This is a genomic window from Flavivirga spongiicola (genome assembly GCF_030540825.1).
Lineage (GTDB): Bacteria > Bacteroidota > Bacteroidia > Flavobacteriales > Flavobacteriaceae > Flavivirga > Flavivirga spongiicola.
Window position 1 is genome coordinate 129,235 of the sequence record NZ_JAUOEO010000002.1, and the last position, 18,489, is coordinate 147,723.

Annotated in this window: 19 protein-coding genes; 7 read left to right on the forward strand and 12 right to left on the reverse strand. The window is 32.1% G+C overall.

Going from position 1 to position 18,489, the window contains the following annotated elements:
* Nucleotides 1-121: 121 nt before the first annotated feature.
* The 4 genes from Q4Q47_RS20570 to rlmD form a co-directional block, all read right to left on the reverse strand.
* Nucleotides 122-1,543 carry an AraC family transcriptional regulator gene (locus Q4Q47_RS20570; protein ID WP_303308615.1) on the reverse strand — a complete coding sequence of 474 codons (1,422 nt, stop codon included), beginning with the start codon at nt 1,541-1,543 and terminating at the stop codon, nt 122-124.
* Nucleotides 1,544-1,715: 172 nt separating this feature from the next.
* Entirely contained in the window at nt 1,716-2,378 is a 663-nt protein-coding gene (locus Q4Q47_RS20575) for a DUF6048 family protein (protein WP_331497776.1), read from the reverse strand.
* Between the two features lie 28 nt (nt 2,379-2,406).
* Nucleotides 2,407-2,952, reverse strand: coding sequence for a DUF6452 family protein (locus tag Q4Q47_RS20580; protein WP_303308617.1), 546 nt, complete (start codon nt 2,950-2,952; stop codon nt 2,407-2,409).
* Nucleotides 2,953-3,098: 146 nt separating this feature from the next.
* Nucleotides 3,099-4,511, reverse strand: coding sequence for a 23S rRNA (uracil(1939)-C(5))-methyltransferase RlmD (rlmD, locus tag Q4Q47_RS20585; RefSeq protein ID WP_303308618.1), 1,413 nt, complete (start codon nt 4,509-4,511; stop codon nt 3,099-3,101).
* Nucleotides 4,512-4,628: 117 nt separating this feature from the next.
* Between rlmD and Q4Q47_RS20590 the strand changes: the two genes are divergently transcribed.
* From Q4Q47_RS20590 to rocD, 4 genes are all read left to right on the forward strand, one after another.
* A complete protein-coding gene (locus Q4Q47_RS20590) occupies nt 4,629-5,150 on the forward strand; it encodes a hypothetical protein (RefSeq protein ID WP_303308619.1) in 522 nt (173 codons plus the stop codon).
* A complete protein-coding gene (locus tag Q4Q47_RS20595; RefSeq protein ID WP_303308620.1) occupies nt 5,137-5,685 on the forward strand; it encodes an RNA polymerase sigma factor in 549 nt (182 codons plus the stop codon). Before Q4Q47_RS20590 ends, Q4Q47_RS20595 begins: the two co-directional genes overlap by 14 nt.
* Before the next feature lie 130 nt (nt 5,686-5,815).
* Entirely contained in the window at nt 5,816-6,202 is a 387-nt protein-coding gene (locus tag Q4Q47_RS20600; RefSeq protein WP_303308621.1) for a DUF6768 family protein, read from the forward strand.
* A gap of 220 nt (nt 6,203-6,422) precedes the next feature.
* On the forward strand, nt 6,423-7,667 hold the full coding sequence (gene rocD / locus Q4Q47_RS20605; protein WP_303308622.1) for an ornithine--oxo-acid transaminase: 1,245 nt from the start codon (nt 6,423-6,425) through the stop codon (nt 7,665-7,667).
* 76 nt (nt 7,668-7,743) lie between these two features.
* Here the strand turns inward: rocD and Q4Q47_RS20610 are convergent, their stop codons facing one another.
* From Q4Q47_RS20610 to Q4Q47_RS20625, 5 genes are all read right to left on the reverse strand, one after another.
* Nucleotides 7,744-8,073, reverse strand: coding sequence for a CCC motif membrane protein (locus tag Q4Q47_RS20610; RefSeq protein ID WP_303308623.1), 330 nt, complete (start codon nt 8,071-8,073; stop codon nt 7,744-7,746).
* 9 nt (nt 8,074-8,082) lie between these two features.
* The gene (locus Q4Q47_RS23885) at nt 8,083-8,367 is read right to left on the reverse strand and encodes a DUF2752 domain-containing protein (RefSeq protein WP_303308624.1); all 285 of its coding nucleotides are present in this window, start codon (nt 8,365-8,367) and stop codon (nt 8,083-8,085) included.
* Between the two features lie 15 nt (nt 8,368-8,382).
* Nucleotides 8,383-8,790, reverse strand: a complete 408-nt coding sequence (locus tag Q4Q47_RS23890; protein ID WP_408612159.1) for a DUF2752 domain-containing protein — start codon at nt 8,788-8,790, stop codon at nt 8,383-8,385.
* The gene (locus Q4Q47_RS20620; protein ID WP_303308625.1) at nt 8,780-9,052 is read right to left on the reverse strand and encodes a CD225/dispanin family protein; all 273 of its coding nucleotides are present in this window, start codon (nt 9,050-9,052) and stop codon (nt 8,780-8,782) included. Before Q4Q47_RS20620 ends, Q4Q47_RS23890 begins: the two co-directional genes overlap by 11 nt.
* 83 nt (nt 9,053-9,135) lie before the next feature.
* Nucleotides 9,136-10,896: a T9SS type A sorting domain-containing protein gene (locus Q4Q47_RS20625; RefSeq protein ID WP_303308626.1), complete on the reverse strand. Its 1,761-nt coding sequence runs from the start codon at nt 10,894-10,896 to the stop codon at nt 9,136-9,138.
* Between the two features lie 178 nt (nt 10,897-11,074).
* Between Q4Q47_RS20625 and Q4Q47_RS20630 the strand changes: the two genes are divergently transcribed.
* On the forward strand, nt 11,075-11,269 hold the full coding sequence (locus Q4Q47_RS20630; RefSeq protein WP_303308627.1) for a hypothetical protein: 195 nt from the start codon (nt 11,075-11,077) through the stop codon (nt 11,267-11,269).
* A gap of 2 nt (nt 11,270-11,271) precedes the next feature.
* The gene (locus Q4Q47_RS20635; RefSeq protein WP_303308628.1) at nt 11,272-11,835 is read left to right on the forward strand and encodes a Smr/MutS family protein; all 564 of its coding nucleotides are present in this window, start codon (nt 11,272-11,274) and stop codon (nt 11,833-11,835) included.
* Here Q4Q47_RS20635 and Q4Q47_RS20640 read toward each other — a convergent pair.
* Complete coding sequence (locus tag Q4Q47_RS20640) at nt 11,828-12,760, reverse strand: hypothetical protein (protein WP_303308629.1); 933 nt, start codon at nt 12,758-12,760, stop codon at nt 11,828-11,830. The two genes, Q4Q47_RS20635 and Q4Q47_RS20640, sit on opposite strands and share 8 nt — an antisense overlap.
* 303 nt (nt 12,761-13,063) lie before the next feature.
* Between Q4Q47_RS20640 and Q4Q47_RS20645 the strand changes: the two genes are divergently transcribed.
* Nucleotides 13,064-14,206: a cysteine desulfurase family protein gene (locus tag Q4Q47_RS20645; protein ID WP_303308630.1), complete on the forward strand. Its 1,143-nt coding sequence runs from the start codon at nt 13,064-13,066 to the stop codon at nt 14,204-14,206.
* A gap of 42 nt (nt 14,207-14,248) precedes the next feature.
* Here Q4Q47_RS20645 and Q4Q47_RS20650 read toward each other — a convergent pair whose 3' ends face one another.
* Together Q4Q47_RS20650 and Q4Q47_RS20655 are read right to left on the reverse strand one after the other, a co-directional pair.
* A complete protein-coding gene (locus tag Q4Q47_RS20650; protein ID WP_303308631.1) occupies nt 14,249-16,711 on the reverse strand; it encodes a TonB-dependent receptor in 2,463 nt (820 codons plus the stop codon).
* A gap of 13 nt (nt 16,712-16,724) precedes the next feature.
* Complete coding sequence (locus tag Q4Q47_RS20655) at nt 16,725-18,410, reverse strand: M23 family metallopeptidase (RefSeq protein WP_303308632.1); 1,686 nt, start codon at nt 18,408-18,410, stop codon at nt 16,725-16,727.
* Nucleotides 18,411-18,489 lie beyond the last annotated feature (79 nt).

An 18,489-nucleotide genomic window follows, 5' to 3' on the forward strand; every position in this document is an offset into this window, starting at 1 on the left:
ACAGCAGGAATCTTATTTTGTTTTAGTAGGTGTTAGGAATTAGGGGTTAAGAAAAATAGGTATTGAATTTGTAGCAGCATTTTTAATTATCCATTATCTATTGTCCATTATTCATTTTTAATTAAACATCAAGAACGTCCACAATATCTTTGATGAATTTCATTGTTTCGGTTTCGATATGTTGATTCAAAGTACTAAAATTATTGAAATCGGGATTTTCCATTAATATGTGTTCAACAATTGAAAAACCTTCCATATTGGGAGGGATATGATATTTATTCCAATCACTGTCTTTAAATATATTCCAATATTTTTTTTGAATTTGTCTGTTTTGTCCAGCTAAACAAATTTCAAATCGCATTTTCACATGATTAAAAATGATCACGATTTTTAATTTTTGACTTTTCAATGAAAGTGGCGTAAAAGGAAAGTATGAAAAATCCATATGGCCTTGATAAATGCTACCTACTTTATAATCTATAGGATATTCTTTTATAAAATGAGTTCTCAACCTTTTTATATACGATAGTAATTTTTTATAGTCTTTTTGTAGATCCCCCCTTTCAATTTGTTTTCTATAATGTATTAAGTTGTCACTATCGGGTCGGGGGTGTTCTGCTTTTTTATGGGAATGCTTATTGACAGATTGGGGTTTTTTAATAGGGATACAAATGTCAGCTATAAATCTATGTTCGGGGTGTGTTCTATGATCATTGTGATATAACTCAAAATAATGACCATCTTCAAATTCATAGCCATTTTCTACTACCCACACGCACATACTATCCCAAGCCTTTGAAAAAAACTCTGGTGCTATTTCAAAATGACCTACGGCATAATATCCTTTTTTAATGTCAACCTGTTTTATAGGGCTTTCTATATTAACATCTCCATTTGTAGTAAAACAAATGCTCAGTCTCACTTTTGAAGGATCGGTAATTCTAGGATTGTCGTGGTATACGGTTACGGCTTTTAGATTTGGAACATTTAGAATGTCTTTTGTTGCCATCCATTTTGCCAACTTTTCATAAGTATCTCCGATCTTATCAAATTCACCAATATGAGTCATGCCAATAAGCGACATATCAGAAAGCTTTTTTATTTCTATTTGTCCATTCATTTTAATCCAATTTAAGGTATTATCAATTTGACAAATATATTTTTCAATCGACTTTGTATCTACACCAATCTTGCTAATTTTACCTTTAGATATAAACGATAGGGGGCTAACACCATAAAACTTTTTAAATGCTCTAGAAAAAGAATTACCACTACCAAAGCCGTACCTAAAAGCTAATTCGGTTATAGATTCATTGGTTCCGACTAGCAGAATGGCTGCGACTTTTTCAACTCTTTTTCTGCTAATAAATGCATTAATAGTTTCGCCAGTTATAAACTTGAAAAGTCTATGAAAATGAAATGGGGAATAACAAGCCTTTTTTGATAATAGTTCTAGCGATAATTCTTTAGCTAAATTATTTTCAATATACTCAATGGCAATATTTATTCTTTTTATATATGTTTTCTGTGTGTCGTCATTCATTCTCAATTTATTACTGGTAAAACTGAATACAGTCTAAATGCAAAACAACGCCTTAGCGTGGTGTAGGGCTAGCCGCAGGTGGAGATACTCAAAAATATTCCAGAAGGTTTTCACACTAGGGATGAATTAAGTAGTAGAAAATAATTTAAGAAGAAAGTTCTTTATATCAACCCTATTTCTTAAAAAGAGGAATACGGTAAGATAGTGTATAACTGTACCCTGTACCAATACCACTACTGTCATAGGTTTTGTTAAATCCTGGGATGTAAACGTTTTCAAAATTATCTGGAACCGTTTCACTAGCTAATATTTTAAGTTGTGCGTTTAGCCCTAGATATAAATTATTAAATAATTCCACTTTTATTCCTAAAATAATTTCTACCCACAATGCAGTGAGGCCACTAAATTCTTGTTTTTCAACCGAAGAAAATTGCTCTCCCCAATATTGATTTGTACTGTAAACATTGAAACTGTTTAAATCATGACTAAAAGAACTTGCTCCTATGCGAAAACCAGAATAAATCATGTTATCCATATTTAACCAGTTTTGGTACATATTATAGTCTATACCTCCTTTAATATAAGAGCCTTTACTTGTAATGTCTAAATATTCGTTAACAGTATTTTTTTCTTCTATTCCAATTTCACCTGCAATATATAGGCGTTTTTTTAGCCTGTAATCTGCAGAAATTTCAAATCCACTATATTCATCGTCTACAAACGAACGAATTAGTTTCCCAATATCGCCACCTACGCGAAGTCCATATTTCAATTTTACTTTTATGGAGTCGTTAGGTGTGCTAATAATGCTATCGTTTTGTGCGTTTACAGACACACAGAAAAGGAGTATACATACAAAACTACTAATGAGACATTGTAAAGTGCGCTGCTGCTTCATCTTCTACAGATTGGTTATCGGTTACGGGTTGTCTAGATATTATCCAAGGGTCTGTGTCACTTGCGTCCAGATTAAGTGTCACATTTTTAAAAATAGTTTTATAGCCACAAGCTCTTGATACATAAACTTCTTCGCGGCTATAATTGATAGTAATAAGATCATAATTGCCATCAATAAAATCATCACTTGTATCATCAGGTGTACCAGCATCATTTACTGTGGCTTCTTTTATAAGCCTATATTGCGTGGTATTTTCATTTGTTTTTAATGGAAGTACGAGATTGTCTGTGTCGTCAAAATTGTAATCGGCTAAAATGGCATCATCGGCAACACCAACACCAACGACAACTAGATCAAAAACACGCTTTTTATTATCAGCATTATTGACGTCTAGAAGATCAATGATTAATCTTGGAGTAGTAGGCGTACTACTTGGACAGATATCGTCACGCTCACAACTAATATAACATATAGTTATGATGACGAATAGTACTAGGCTTCTTTTTCTCATTAATTTTTTTGTATACGTTTATTTACTTATCCCTTAATTTTAGAGTTAGCGTTCCTCAAGGGATTTAACATATGCATTGTTTTCAATTATATTTCTGACTAATATATAATCATTTTTAGAAATTATTAATCGATTCAACAACATATTTATCGCTTTTCAAGTAGTACCACATTTTCAACATGAAATGTCTGTGGAAACATATCTACTGCTTGCGTTTTTATTACTTTATACGTCGCATCCATTAATGCTAAATCTCTAGCCTGAGTAGCACTATTACAACTTACATAAACTACTTTTTTAGGCGCGATGTTTAATATTTGTTGCACCACATCTTTATGCATCCCATCACGAGGTGGATCGGTTATGATAACATCTGGTTGACCATGTGTTTCTATAAATACATCATTAAAAACCTGTTTCATATCTCCAACATAGAATTCAACGTTATTTATATTATTTAATTGTGCATTTTCTTTTGCTGCAGTTATAGCATCTGGAACAGATTCTACACCAATAACTTTACTTGCTTTTTTTGCAACGAATTGAGCTATAGTGCCAGTACCTGTATATAAATCGTAAACCAGTTCGTTCCCGGTCAATTCAGCAAAATCTCTTGTGATTTTATATAACTCAAAAGCTTGATCTGAATTAGTTTGATAAAATGACTTGGCATTAATTTTAAATTTTAATCCCTCCATTTCTTCAAAAATATGATCCGTACCTTTATAGCAAATCACGTCTTGGTCGTAAATAGTATCGTTTGCCTTTCCATTAATAACATACTGTAATGAGGTTATCTGCGGAAATGTATCAGCAATAAAATCTAATAATAATTTGCGTTTTGCTATGTCTTCTTTAAAAAACTGAACCATTACCATAATATTACCCGTACTGGATGTACGAATCATCATGGTTCTTAACAACCCTGTTTGATTTCGTGTATTGAAGAACTCTAATTCATTTTCAATAGAAAATTGTTTAACCGCATTTCTAATGGCGTTAGAAGGATCTGCTTGTAAATGACACTTGTTTAAATCTAGGATTTTATCCCACATGCCTGGAATATGAAATCCTAGAGCATTTCTATCACCTAAATCTTCATCAGATTGTACTTCTTCTATGGTTAGCCATCGGCTATCACTAAAAGAAAATTCCATTTTATTTCTATAGAAATATTGATTTGAAGCCCCTAAGATAGGTGTAATTTCGGGGAGTTCAATATGCCCTATACGCGTTAAGTTATTAGTAACTTCTTTTTGTTTGTAAAACAATTGATGCTCGTAGGCCATATTTTGCCATTTACATCCGCCACAGGTACCGAAATGTTCGCACTCAGGTTCCGTTCTTTTATCTGATAATTTATGAAACGCAATAGCTTTGCCTTCATAGTAGGCCTTACGTTTTTTAAAAGTTTGTACATCGATGACATCACCAGGAACAGCATTTGGTAGAAAGATTACTTTCCCATCTGGTGCTTTGGCTATCGTTTTTCCTTTAGCTCCAGCATCAATAACTTCTACTTGTTCAAAAACTTGTTTTTTTGCTTTTCTTCTAGACATGCTGCAAAAATAATAATAGCAACAAATAAATGTCGCTTTATTTCTATTAACTTTAAAGGAAATTTATTTCTCCTTAAAATAAAATGAACCTTTTATGATTTTTACTGTCTTTATAGTATGAAGGTTTTAAATATACATAAGCGAATCATTAATCAGTCAAAGCAAGAAGTCTATAAATTACTTGATAGTTTATCAACCAAAGATGATAAAATTTGGCCTTATGAAAAATGGCCAGCTATTCGTTTTAAAAGCGGATTAAAAATGGGATCAAAAGGAGGGCATGGACCTATAAGATATACTGTTGTTAGTGCCAATTATACTGACGGAATTGTATTTAAATTTATTAATAAAGGTTTTAATGGAACTCATGAGTTTAAAATTAATGAATTAAATAATTCAAAGGTTGAGATAATTCATATTATTAAAATGAAAACTTCTGGAGTTGTTACTTATTATTGGTTATTTATAATAAGGTGGTTGCATGATGCTTTAATTGAAGATGCTTTTGATAAATTAGAAAATCAATTTTCAGCAGAAAAAAAAGAAATAACTTATAATTTTTGGGTTAAGTTTCTAAGAATGATTAAGTACAAGAAAAGTAAAAAGCTTCATAAACGATATCTAATTGAGGAAAGATAAAACAATAGATGCGTTGCTGGTAAAGCAATACCTTTCTGGAAATGCTAATGCACTTACAGAGTTGGTTAAAAGGTGGCATAAATCATTTTGCGAAAAAGCTTATTGGTTGGTAAAAGATGCTGATGTAGCTAAAGATATCGCGCAAGATTGTTGGAAAACGATTATAGATAAAATAGATAGTTTGCAAGATCCAGAAAGTTTTGGAGCCTGGAGTTTACGGATTGTATATATTAAATCTGTAGACAGACTTAATGCTAATAAGCGGATAAGAGAGTCTTTAGAAGATTATAAATATGAGCAGGAAACTATAATTGATATTGATGATAGAGATGAATCATTAAAGAAAACACTTTTAAAAGCTATTAAACAATTACCAGAACATCAACAAACGGTTATTCAATTGTTTTATATTTATGACTATTCGTTAAAAGATATTAGTGCCGCTTTAAATATATCTGTTGGAACAGCTAAATCAAGATTATTTCATGCCAGAGAAAAATTAAAAGAAAAATTAAAAGAAAGATTAAAAAGATAAGAATTATAAAGAAGTCAAAATGGATACTAAACTTAGTCATTAAGATTAAGAATGAATAACATTTGACATTAATTAACAATAAAAAACAAATAGATTTCCATCTTCATGGAAATGAAAAAACAAATTATTTATGAAAACAAATATGGAAGACATAGACAAATTAATAAAAGAAACATTAACTCAAGAAGAAGCTAAGTTTTATGATAAATTAGATGAGCAAAACGTGCTTCAAATGTTGGGCGGATTATTTCAAGGAAAAAACAAATGGATTATGTATTTTATGAATATTATAACCTTAATTTTCTTTTTTCTATTCGTGTATTGTACTGTTCAGTTTTTTAACACAGACGCTACAAACGAAATGATTAAATGGGGATTGGGAAGTGTGGTATTTCTACTAGGAGTAAGTATGTTAAAGGTTTTTGCTTGGATGCAAATGGATAAAAATGCTATAATTAGAGAGATTAAACGTTTGGAATTACAGATATCATCACTTTCAAGTAGAATATCTGAATAATACCAATTGAATTTCAAAATTAAAATTATAGAATTGAAACAGCTTTTTTTTATGGTAATTTCAAAATAGAAATGGCTGTAAGGTTTTATAATACAATTAATATTTGCTAACTTGCACCCCTATCCGGGGATGATTTCTCTCCCACGCTGAATTTTCGTTTCTTCGAAAGAATAAAGGTACAGTAGGAATTGCATATTTTTTATATTTAAATTTTTTTAAAATGGCAATTTTAGAACAACAAACATCGCAACAATTAATTGAATTAGAAAACAAGTATGGCGCCCATAATTACCATCCATTACCTGTCGTATTGAACAGAGGAGAAGGTGTGTACGTGTGGGATGTAGATGGAAAACAATATTATGATTTTCTTTCTGCATACTCTGCTGTAAATCAAGGGCACTGTCACCCAAAAATTGTTAATGCTATGGTGCAACAAGCACAAACATTGACTTTAACTTCAAGAGCATTTCATAACGATATGCTTGGTAAATATGAGAAATTTGCTTGCGAATTTTTTGGGTTTGATAAGTTATTACCAATGAACACAGGAGCAGAGGCTGTAGAGACGGCTTTAAAGCTATGTAGAAAATGGGCTTACGAAGTAAAAGGTATTGATGAAGATAAAGCAGAAATTATAGTCTGTGAGAATAATTTCCATGGACGTACAACGACCATCATTTCATTTTCGAACGATCCTGTTGCACGTCAAAACTTTGGGCCATTTACCAATGGATTTATTAAAATTGAATACGATAACCTTAAGGCTTTAGAATCTGCTTTGCAAAATAACCCAAATGTTGGCGGTTTTTTAGTAGAGCCTATACAAGGAGAAGCTGGGGTTTATGTTCCCAGTGAGGGGTATTTAACTAAAGCAAAAGCACTTTGTGAACAATATAATGTTTTGTTTATTGCTGATGAGGTACAAACAGGTATTGCCAGAACAGGAAAGCTATTAGCTGTAAATCATGAAAATGTTACACCTGATATTTTAATTCTGGGTAAAGCTATAAGTGGAGGTGTATATCCTGTATCTGCCGTTTTAGCTAATGATGCTATTATGAATGTTATTAAACCTGGTAGTCACGGAAGTACTTTTGGAGGAAACCCGGTAGCAGCAGCAGTAGCTATAGCTGCTCTTGAAGTGGTAAGAGATGAAGAATTAGCTAAAAATGCCGAGATATTAGGAAATGTATTTAGAAGTGAGCTAAATAAATATATCGAAACCAGTAATATAGTTAGTTTAGTTAGGGGAAAAGGCTTGCTTAACGCTATTCTTATAAATGAAGAAGAAGATAGTGATACCGCTTGGAATATTTGCCTGGCATTAAGGGATAATGGGTTATTGGCAAAACCTACGCATGGGAATATTATACGTTTTGCACCGCCTTTAGTAATGAATGAAGAACAATTACTGGATTGTGCGAATATTATTGTAAAAACACTTAAAGGATTTGAGAAATAGAAATTCTTTATTCAAGAAAACTTATCTATTTAAAAGCGCCCAAAAGGGCGCTTTTTTATATTATAAAAATAGTATGCTACTGATTTTGTTGCCACTGCTCCATCATTTCTTGAGACTGTTGCATAAGTTCATCCCAACCTATAGTATATATTCTATATATTGTCATTATAAAATACAAAAGGTTTATTATTAATATGACTAAAGCTACAATTTTAGCTGTATTCATAGCTTTAATACTGTTTGGATCGTAGTTTTCCGGGTTAAGCTTTACAGCGTTTAATTTACTGGTAGCAATTATAAATGCAATACCTGCAAGAATAAATCCTAATCCACCGATACAGCAGCATAAAAATCCTAAAATAGCTAATACGTAAACAATTGTTGGGTTGAGTTTTTGTTGTTCCATTTGTAAATTTTAATTGATTATTTTAATGATATAACTTATTATAATTGTCGCTACTGTTACTATAGCCAATGCACCAATAATTTTATTGGAATGTTTAAATTTAAAGAAAATATTTAGTCCTATGCATAGAAAGAGGATAATTAAACTATAAACTGCAGGGTACATATAAAAAGCATCTACAAAATGCCCCTTAAAAATTAAAGAAATAGACCTTTGTAAACCGCAACCCATGCATTCAACCCCAAAAAGTTTTTTATTTAAACAAGGTAACATGTAATCGTCTAAAGCCCGCATGTGTCGTTTATAGTTTTATGGAGCTAAAATAGTAAAAGGATATAAATTGATGTTTCTTAATATCCAAAATAAAATAATTATTATTAATATAGTATAAGTGGTTTTTGAGGCATGTAAAAGGTTTATAAAAGCTCTATTAAAAACTATTTTGATGAGTTTAATTGAAGCATCATATAATAAAACAACTACTAATAGAATAATTAAAAAGTTGTGTTTAATACCATCAAGAATATGCCCCTGAAGGAATTGATGTGTTGCTCTTTGACTTCCACAACCCGGACAATATATTCCAGTTAAAGAATAAAGAGGACACTTCGGGAAAATGTTATATATCGAAGGGTTGTAATTATAATATAAATATGGAATAAAGATTAATGCTACTATAATTAATATAATAGTGAAGTACTTTATTTTATTGAGCACTTCCAATCGCTCCTAAAAATGCTACTCCAAAAATAAGTATATAGATTATCCACCCAAAAAGAGCAATTCCAACAGAAATGAGACCCCATATTTTTGCATTTTTTGAAGCTTTATTTGCTTCGTCATATTTTCCATCTTCGTAGGTACTATTAACTTTGGTAGCATAAATAATACTAACAATTCCAGTGGGTAAGCAACATAAAATAGTACTTATAATGGCTAGGGCTAAATAACTGCTAGGTCTTGGTGGTTTGTTTTCCATAATATTTAAAAATTTATAAAATAAAATTAAATATATGAAAAATGATTAGATATATACCAAACAATCAGGTAAGTAAGGTGGTTCTAATTTTTATTAGCAATTATAATCTTTTTGTTAAACACCTGATTATTGTCTAAGTTTATTTGTACAATATACATACCATCGCTAAGTGATTTTGTGGAATGGGTATATGCTTTTTTAGAATCAAGAACTCTTTTGTTGAGGACCTGCTTACCAGCAACATCAAATAAGCTAAAGGCTTTTATGTTTAGGGCATTCGGGTTTGAAATTTTTAATTGAGCAATAGCGTTGTTTTGGAATACCCTTAAGTCCTCCAGATTAGCCTCAGTAGTGCTTAAACTATTTTTCTCAAAAACAATCTTAAACCGATCCGTGTAATTACCGGTATCAAGATTGATATTAAAATCCTGAGATTTTAAATCTACAAATGTGTTGTTTTCTATGTCATGTACATAAATAGCTTGATCACTTTCAAAATTCTGAATATCTGCAATTCTAATTCTAATAGGAGTTTCTTTATTTACTTTAATAGTCAAAGGAATTCTTAGCGTAGGGTCAAAAGGCAATGCCTCAGCCAGATAAGGTTTTCCATCAATTGACCAAAGAGCATCCGAAGCCAAGATCTCTCCTTCATTTATTTTAGATTCCAATCCGTAATCAAAACCATCGGTAGCCGAACCATGAAAAGTTTCGACCAGCTGTCTTGTATAGGTATCATTAAAGTCAACATTTAACCTAAAACGCTTATAATCGCTGGGGACCTTTGAAAAACCATCGGTGGTTTTTTTTGCTTTGTTTTTAGGATCCGAATTTTTAAAGAACTCGCTGTCAACATGTGTTTCCTTTATATATATTCTATGGCTGTTTTTTGCCCTAACCACACCTAAAGCTGTGCCTTCGACCATAAACCCTTGTCCGATGGGTATATAGCGTCTAGGGGTTTTACTACCGGTTCCGGTTCCGGCAACATTAATACTGCCATCATTATTATAGGTATTAAATACAGCAGATATAGAAGTTTCTACAGTACCCGCTGCATTAATGGTATAAGTGGCGTATCCACCCTCATAGTTATTAAGGTGGTGAGAATTCACACTAGGATCTTGTTCCCAATATTGTAAAGTACCAGTAATTACGGCGGCATTTTGTGGATCATGTATATAAGCCAAGGCATCCAAGGCAGAGGGATATGGATTGCCGACCAATGAAAGCTGGTTATTATCAACACTCACACTGATGGTACCATTATTGGGTTTTCCTCTAAAGTCGTATCGTTGTGCATCACCAGATCCAACAGTACCTTTCATGGTAAAGCCTTCCCCAGGATTTAAGCTGGTCGCACCCCGTACATGTTGCCATTCAGAATATTCATCAGAAGCAATATACTTCCAGATCCAGTAATCTTCAATGACCAATGGGCTGGACGTGCCATTATATCCAGGTAAATGGGTAACGGTAGCAGGTGTTGAGGTTATAAGGCCGGTCACATCATTAAGAAACGTCACACCAAAGGGGTTATTTACATTATTACTGGTTTTACTGCCAATAGGAGAGCACCAATAATTGTATTCGTATTCGCCTACATTGCCTTCCTGATAAACACTTAGTTCACCAACACCGGAGTTTCCGGTCACACCGGTACCTTGAATCACTTGTGCCTCATTGCGCAGATACATGCTGCTGTTAGTTTCATTTAGATTAATATCATCTTCAACAAAGACAACTTCATCATTTATAAAAACATAAGCATCATTTCTTACTGATAATTGTGAGAATGAAAAATTGCTTATTAATAGAAGAAAAAAAACAGATCTACTAAACATGGCTTAAATAGGTTATGTACATTTGGGATAGCAAATATATATATTTTTTTATAAAAATTGTTATTTCATCGATATAAAACGCTTTTAAGCGGAATAATCTTTAAATAATCACGATGAAATGATTATTTAAAATCTAATTTTTAATGTAATTTGCAGACTGTAAAAAGACATATTACTAATGAAGTATTTTAATTATATATTAATCATTTTAGGAGCTATTGTTGCCATATATGCAAAATCTGATACGGAGCAAAATGAATATATTTTAATAGGAGGTATTGTTATACTTATGATTGGAGTTTATAGAATATCTAGAGGCATACCAAGTAAGCAGGATAGAGAAGAAGAAGTTGATAATTCTGAAAACGACTAGTTATGTCTTTTAAATTAGGTGACTTTGTTTTGGTTATAGATGAAGATTTGTCTGGGGTTATAAAACAAATTTCAGGGAACACCATCTCAGTTGAAACAACAGACGGTTTTTTATTGGATTTTGAAAGTGATGAACTAGTTACAAATAAAGAAAGTAATACATTTAAAAAAGAACTGTTTTCGCAAAAAACGATTAGTGATATTGTTTCAGAAAAAGAACAGCTCTCAAAAAGGAAGCAAATTAAAACGAGAGCAAAAGATAGATATGAGCCTACTATGGAGGTTGATTTACATATTAATCAATTAGTTAGGTCACCAAAAAGCATGTCTAAATTCGATATATTGACACTGCAATTAGATACGGCTAAGCGTCAATTAGATTTTGCCATAGCTAAGCGTATTCAAAAGATGGTGTTTATTCACGGTGTCGGTGAAGGCGTTTTAAAAGTAGAATTAGAATATTTATTTGGACGCTATAATAATGTGAAATTCTATGAGGCCAATTACCAGAAATATGGATTAGGAGCTACTGAGGTATATATTTACCAGAATGTAGCGCCTAATTAAAAACGGGTGTTCCTTTTCTTGTTTTCTTGTCACTGGGTATTAAGCTACTATCCAAAATGCCAAAATCAAATACATCTAAAGATATTAATGTTAAATCAAAATTAGAAATAGTAAGCGTTACCGTATAAGTTTGAGAAATATTATGATCTCTGTATTCCGTAGCTGTTACAGTACTAGCCACATCTGGATTTAAATAATCAGCACCCACATCACTATTGGTAATATCGTTAGCAGGATTTTTATCTTGAGAGTCATTTTCTTCATCACGGGTATCAACACCATCACCATCATCGTCTTTATCTAAATAATCGGGAGTACCATTCCCATCGGTGTCTTGTGCATCACTTAGATCACCATCATCATTTGGGTCTGGAGCTTCATCCTTTGTTAAAATGTTATCACCATCATCGTCAGCGTCAATATAATTGGGTATACCGTCATTATCTGTATCATCATCTTCTAAATTTCCATTACTATTTATGTCCTCTAATTCGGCAGGAATACCATCATTGTCATCCTCCATTAAGGTCGTTTTAATTAAAGCATTACCACTAGTACTTTCAATATCTTGAATAATAGTTATATCAGAAAGAGGAACGTCGCTACAAAACAAACCGCTATTAGGTAAACTGGTGTTACTATAAGTTCTATAATTGAATGGATTGGTGCTGCTTAGATCGACCTCTTTTTCATAAATTTTAGTGACTTCATCAACTTCAAGAATTTCATTAAGAGTAAGCCCAGCAACTTTTAAAGATAAAGATTCAGACGGATCATCTTTAGTTTTATAAAAGACTAAATCTGTCGTTCCGCAAGCTTTAAAAGTTTCTCCAAAGTCCAATTCAACAGTAATAACATCACCATCGTCACAAGAGAATACATTTAATAAACATATAGATATTAAAACTAAAAATAATTTACGCATTGATTTTGGGTTTTAGGACAAAAATAAACGAATTGTTATTTATAACGTAGCTTATTGATAATAATTTTATTTCAAGTATTTTTGAACCTTGAAAGTTTATTAGTGAAACTCCATTTTGAAAAATTGCGTAGTAATGTCTTCAAAATTGGTAGTTGACTAATCCCGCTTCATGTGCTGAACTTGTTTCAGTATCTAGCGGGATCTTTGGATCTAGTCCCTGAAGCAAGCTTCAGAATTTTAAAAATTATTGGCTAACAGATTTTGTTAAGGCTTTTGTATTGAATTAATAAAATATCTTTATTTATGAAGCATGTATATTTTGATAATGCTGCGACCACTCAAATAAGAGACGAGGTGATAACTTCTATTACAGAAGTTATGAGGGAAAACTATGGAAATGCTTCGTCATCGCATAGTTTTGGAAGATCTTCTAAGTCATTAATTGAACAATCAAGAAAAACAATTGCGAGTTATTTAAATGTGTCTGCTGGAGAAATAGTGTTTACTTCTGGCGGTACTGAAGCAGATAATTTAGTATTGAGAAGTGCCGTTAGAGATTTAGGAGTTAAACATATTGTTACTTCAAAAATTGAGCATCATGCAGTTTTGCATACCATAGAACAACTTAAAAATGAGTATGGTATATCGGTTAGTTATGTTAATCTTGAAACTAATGGTCATATTGATTATTTGCATTTAGAAGCTTTGTTACAAACAGAAAGTAAAACACTTGTCAGTTTGATGCATATAAATAACGAAATAGGTAATATTTTGGATATTGAGCGCGTTGCCAATTTGTGTAAGGCTAATCATGTTTTATTTCATAGCGATGCTGTGCAATCTGTCGGGCATTATAAAATAGATTTACAAGAGGTACAAGTTGATTTTTTAGCAGCAAGTGCTCATAAGTTTCATGGACCAAAGGGAGTGGGGTTTGCATTTATTAGGAAGAACTCGGGTTTGCAACCTCTAATTTTAGGAGGGGAACAGGAGCGAGGACTTAGAGCAGGAACGGAAAGTGTACATAATATTACTGGTATAGAGGTAGCATTAAAAAGCACCCTTAACAATTTAAACAAAGAAGCTGACTATATTAAGAGCTTAAAACAATATTTTATTGATAAGATAGCAAAAGATATACCTAAAGCAATCTTTAACGGTTGCTCCGGGGATTTAGATATGAGCACCTATACACTTGTTAATATTTGCTTACCGATACCCCCAAAAAAGGCTGCTATTTTATTATTTCAATTAGATTTAAAGGGAATAGCATGTTCTAAAGGTAGTGCTTGTCAAAGTGGTAGCTCCCAAAATTCGCATGTCCTGACTGAAATTTTAAGTGATGCAGATTTACTTAAACCCTCCATTCGTTTTTCGTTTAGTATATATAATACAATGGAAGAAGTAGATTACGTGGTTGAAGTTTTAAAAGAATTTGTTGAATAGGACCAATTTGAGTGTAAAATGTCGCATGTCACCTCGTTCTTTTTAAAACTTCATGGTCGTCCTTACATTAAAAACCCTAGGTGTTAAATAATTAGGTATGGCATATTGACGTTTAGTGTATACATCTCTTACCCAGGTATTGGTAATAGAGTTTTGTACATCAAACATATTGTAAATTTCAAATCCGAAAGACAGCTCTTTAAAAGGTTTTTTCCAACCATTGTTAAATTGCTTTTTTGCATCAACAAGTACAAACTGTAAACCTAAATCGGCACGTTTGTATGCAGGTAATCTGTTTTGGTATTCGTAAGGATCTGCATAACTGGGAGATCCTCCTGGTAAACCCGTATTATAAACCAGGTTCAAATACATTTTCATGCTTGGCACGTTTGGTACATAATCTTGAAATAAGGCAGCAAATTTTAAACGTTGGTCTGTTGGTCTCGATATATATCCTCTATTATCTATATTTTCTTCTGTTTTTAAATATCCAAAACTAAACCATGATTCAGTGCCTGGAACAAACTCACCATTTAATCGCATATCCAATCCATAAGCATAAGCTTTGGCATTGTTACTTGCTCTATAGCGGATACGCACATTTTCTACAGTATAAGGGTTTACATCTGTCAAATTTTTATAATAAGCCTCAGTAGTTAGTTTAAAGGGTCTATCCCACATTTTAAAACTATAGTCGTTACCTAATACTAAATGAAATGATTGCTGTGCCTTTACATTAGACTGTACATTACCACTAGCATCACGAAGCTCTCTATAAAAAGGTGGTTGATAATACAAACCACCTGCAACTCTAAAAAGCATATCTTTTTCCCAATATGGTTTGATAGCAAATTGTGCTCTAGGGCTAAATACTGTTTGATTTGATGATGAAACACCATGATCTTTAACACGCCAGTTGTGCACTCTAACTCCTGCATTGTACCAAACGTCATTTGTTCCTATTTTTGAACGTTTGCTCCATTGCGCGTAAGCCTGTAATCTATTTATCTGTGTGTTGTTAGTAGTTCTTACGTTTTGAAATGCTTCTAGTGGACCATTATAAGGTATATATGGTTGTTCGTTTGTAGGGATTGTTTTAGGGGGTCTAATTGAGAATCCTGCAGAATCAATAATCTCCCATTCAATTAAGCGATCACGAATATCTTCATTTGTATATTTTACAGACCATTCAATTCTATGATCATTAATATTAAAATCACCTTTATGTTCTATGTTTGTTATTAGAGCATCTAAATCATTCCGTCCATGATTAAGCTGACCGCCAATACCTTGACTAAATTCAACTTCGCCTAGGTTTTCGTCACCGATATTTGTGTTTACTTCTCCTAATCTGTATTGTGCTAAAATATCAAAATACTCTTCTTCTGTGGTATGATAAGTAGAGGCAATTAGCTTAAGAGTTACATGGTCATTTGCAAAATAAGTTCCTTTAAAAGCACCAAAATAAGTTTGGTAGCGATCTTTTTCCTGGCCTTCGTAAAATACTAATAGGGCAATGGGATCACTTAAGGTTCCAAAATTAGTTTGTCTTGTTTGTGGCTCATAATTGTATTTGTTTATTGAAGCATTTCCTAAAAAACTTAAATGAAATTTATTTGAAAACTTATAAGTAAAATAGGCTTGAGCGTCTGCAAAAGTAGGATTGAAATTGGTTTCAGTTTCTTTCGCATTTACCAATAAACTATTATCACGATAACGAATTCCCGTAATTCCAGTAAATTTTGAATCTTTACTTATATTTTCAACAGAAAGGCTGCCCCCTAATAAACTTAAATCTGTATTTACTTCAAATTGATATGGTGTTTTGTACGTAATATCAAGTACAGAAGAAAGCTTGTCTCCATATTTCGCCTGAAATCCTCCAGCAGAAAAATCGACGTTTTGCACTAAATCTGTATTTACAAAACTCAAACCTTCTTGTTGCCCTGAACGCACTAAAAAGGGACGATAAACTTCTATATCGTTAACGTATACTAAGTTTTCGTCGTAATTACCACCACGTACTGAGTATTGTGTGCTTAATTCGTTATTATTACTTACTCCCGGGAGTGTTAATAATAAATTTTCTACTCCAGCGTTGGCCCCGGGAATTTTTCTAATGGTTTCGGGCTTTAAAGTAACAATACCTTCAACTTCTTTGCGTCTGTTGTTTGTTACAATAACAGTCGCTATTTGCTCAATAGAGGTGCTCATCACTGGGTTGAACTCGTATTCTTCTCCGCTTTTTAAATGAAAGGTACTGACAATTTTTTTATGTGAAAGATGCGTAAACTCTATAATAACATCTTGGTTTGCTTTGATTTTAAAAATATAAAAACCATTTGAGTTCGTTATGGCGCCACTAGTACCTGCATTAATGTTTACTTTTTCAACAGGACGATTATTTTCATCTAATATCACTCCTTTAATTGTTGCTGTTTGCGAGTAACTAATCGTAATTATGAAAAAAAATAAAATAGAGGTTCGTAATAGTTTTGCTTTCAAAAGAGTTTAAAGTTTATTTTCTGTAAAATAACGTTTCAAAAGTAGAATTATTTCCTACATTATCGGTAACTATTACTTTTAAATTATTCTTTGTGTCTGTAATTATACCATCATTAAAATCATGAGTAAGTATTTTTGTTTTATAATCGTACTCCATTAAAATCCATTTACCATTTATCGTGGCTCTATATTTAGAAATTCCGGACTGTTTATCATCAATTTTAATTTTTAAGTAACGATATTTACTTAACCATTGACCGCTTTTAAAATTAACAGGGGTAATAGTAGGTTTTATTGTATCTGAAGCAAGAGTGAAAGTACCAAGAGTTTTTGTTCTTGCTATTAAAAGATCTCCTTCTCTTTTAGTAGATGTATAAGCAGGTTGTTTTTTATAACCCAATAAACGTGCTATGTATAATTTAGATTTATCTTCATTAGTGTATGAGCTTACATCATAAGTTATATTGAATCTTTTCTTAGCAGCTATAACATTTTTATGTAAAGTAAGTGTATCGTTTTTCACTTCAAAGTCCATATAAAAATCATCATAAAAAGTGTCCTTGTAAAAATCAACAGAAACTTTTTCCTCTTTTAAACTAGTCGCTTTATTAGCTTTTATATGATAAGGTGTTGTTTGTTTTTTTTGTGGTTCAGAAATGCCATTTTTAGACCCTTTTATATTTATAGTGACCCATGCTTCATTGTTTTTATAATCGGCAACTCTAATTTTATAAACTGAATATGTGCTATCTTGTATAGGTAAATAGCCATTATTTATTATAGATTTATATAAACTTAATGGGGTATTTTTTTTAAATAATTTTTGAATCCGTTTTTTTTTTGTAGCATAATGCTCATAATCAATAAGCTGGTTGATGTGCTTAGTTTCACCAAATGAAAACTTTCTAAAATCTAATTCAAAGTTTCTTCTACCATTTAAAAAGGTTTGAATGTTGTATACGCCATTAGAGTTCGCTGCCAGATCCTGCCTGTCTATGGTTTCAATACCAAAACCAATATTTCCATAAGCTTCAATATTTTTTATTGTATAATCGCCATTTTTTAGTGGAATTAAGTGTAGTTTTTGTTTGGTATTAGATTTGTTTATAAACGAATTCTTATCCAAAGGATATGCATAAATCGATTTTATTATAGGGTTTGTAGAATCTTTTATATCAATACCAAAAAGCATAGGGTTGATGGGATGTTCCATTTTGTCGCGAATTTCATAATGTAAATGTGGACCTCCTGAACCTCCCGAATTTCCGCTATAAGCTATAAGACTATTTTTTGTTATTGGTAAAATTTCTGCACTAGGAAATAATTCAACCTCATACGTTTCTTTTTCATATTGATGTTTTTTAATATACGCTTGAATATCCGGGGCGAATTTCTGTAAATGTGCATAAACAGTTGTGTAGCCATTTGGGTGTGTTATGTACAATGCTTTTCCGTAACCATAATGAGAAACTTTTATTCGGCTTACATAGCCATTAGCAGATGCTTTTACTTTTAAACCAGTGCGTTGTTGTGTTTTTATATCTAAACCAGAATGAAAATGATTGGAACGTAATTCGGCAAACGTACCGGATAATATTAAAGGAACCTCTAAAGGACTATCAAAATAATCTTGTGGGTAATTATTTTGAGCATTTAAAAAAAAAGTGGATATAAAAAAAAGGGACAGTATGAATCGCATATAAAAGTATAATGGCTAAAATATTAATTTGAAATGAATATGCAAAGAATAAAACAATAATCGAACCATTGTTGAATCC